2 protein-coding genes are annotated in these 1,774 nt (G+C 60.9%); both read right to left on the reverse strand.

The annotated features are described in order from the left end of the window. On the reverse strand, positions 1-1,096 hold a 1,096-nt coding region (locus MLY01S_RS11820), incomplete at its 3' end, for an SMODS domain-containing nucleotidyltransferase (RefSeq protein WP_373279971.1). 26 nt (positions 1,097-1,122) lie between these two features. Next, positions 1,123-1,774, reverse strand: a 652-nt coding sequence (locus MLY01S_RS11825) for an SLATT domain-containing protein (RefSeq protein ID WP_218000454.1), incomplete at its 5' end; no start/stop codon positions are given.

A 1,774-nucleotide genomic window follows, 5' to 3' on the forward strand; every position in this document is an offset into this window, starting at 1 on the left:
CGGCCTCAGGGCCGCGGTTCAGTACCTTCCACTTCACCTCGTAGGGGAGGGGGACCGTGCAGTGCGTGACCTCGAACCGGAGGTCTTTGTTCGCCATGAGCGGGGCATGGGAGTGCAGCATCTCTCGCAGAGAAAACCGACGAAATCCGTTCTGTGTGACCTGGCAGTCGATCGCCACTGAATGAGTGATGTCCACCGGGTGCTGGTCTTCGATGAACTGCTCGGTGTTATCGAACGAACGCGCGGACTCGCTAGTCCCGAGTGAGACAGAGGTGCCGAAGACCTCACGCCACTTCTTGTTGGCCGACACCTTTCCCTCATCTGCGATCGCCTCGAGGCAGCGGTTGTACGCCTTCGCAGCCTTCGGCTGGAATCGGGCATTCACCTTCACGCGCTGATTGCTGCCAAGCGCGAGGTAGTACTCCTTGTCCGGCTCGTCCTTGAGGAACGCGAAGAAGTCCCGGGCCATCAGGGCGAAGGAACCGGTGCCCGCCGAGTCGTAGTTGCTGGTTTGGGAGAAGAATCGGTGCACGAGGGTGTCAATGAGCAGCCCACCCATGCTGACCCCGTTGTGGTTCTTCCAAGCCCGGGCCAGGCGGGCAAGGTGCCGCATGTTCGTTGAGGTCCGGTCGTTGCACTCCTTGGTCGCCGCGATCTCCTCGCGCGGCTTGGTGACCTTCCAGGCCTTAGCCTTCGTGTCCGGGTAGTCGAAGCTCCCGTCGGCGTTCGCGAACGCCGGCTGGACCTCGAACTTGAAAGCGTTGGAGACGAACTGAACTCGTACGACGCACTGGTCGACCCTGACGGAAGTTGTTTTATACCGGTCCGTTAGGACGTCGCGGACGCGTTCTAGCATCCGCCGGGGTCCCGTTTCCCCGTCGTAGTTGGACCGGATGTCCGGCGGAAGGATGAAGATCATGTCAAGGTCGGACACGCCCTTGATGGCTGTATGACGTCCGAAGGAGCCGACCATGAGCTGGTAGTCGGTGCAGCCATCCTTGCTTCGGAAGTCCTTGTTGAGCGCCTTGGTGATCTCGTCCCGACGGGAGGCCACGGCGCTGGCCGTATCGCCGACCTTGAGGTTCTGAAGCAGCATGCCGAAAATCTCCGATGTCCTCACGCTCATGCCTGCCTCTCGTTGAGCCGAAGAGCTTCTGGGAGAAGGCAGTCGATCTCGTAGGACGTGAACGTCAGCTCCTCCTTGTTCTTAAGTGCGTCCTGCGCGCGGGTGTAGGCCTTCGAGGTGGTCCTCGGCGCGTCGGAGTACGCAGTACGAGCCTTCTCCTGGAGTTCGGTGCGCCGTTCTCGGGCTTCGGTACGGCTCACGGTGCCCGACATTAGGTCCGCGATCAGGGAGATGTACGACTCGCGGACGTCCCATAGCTCTGAGGCCGCCCTCCGATGGTCGTCCGCCTCATCCGCGAACTTGAATGTCTTAACACCGAGGGTGATCCAAGTGACCGCCAGAGCGATGAAGGAGGTGGTCAGACTCGTCACGACAGAGTTACCGAAGAGGCCGAGCACCGTTACCAGGAAAGTAGTGGAGCTAGCAGCGGTGAGCGTGATGAGAGTGCCCTGCAGCCACCGATGTCTGACGAAGCATATGTCGGCTTGCTTCTCATGGGTCTTATGGCTGTAGGCCACGCGCCCGAAGGACTCACGCACCTCCGCGAGCAGAAGCGGGTCCCGATCGCTCGATGCTACTTCGCCGTTGGTCATGCCACTCCGCTCATCGATGTTCCAGCCTGGGCTCACGTGAAAGACCTGCCGGCTT

This window comes from Micrococcus lylae NBRC 15355, from assembly GCF_001570885.1.
In the GTDB taxonomy this organism is placed as follows: Bacteria; Actinomycetota; Actinomycetes; order Actinomycetales; family Micrococcaceae; genus Micrococcus; species Micrococcus lylae.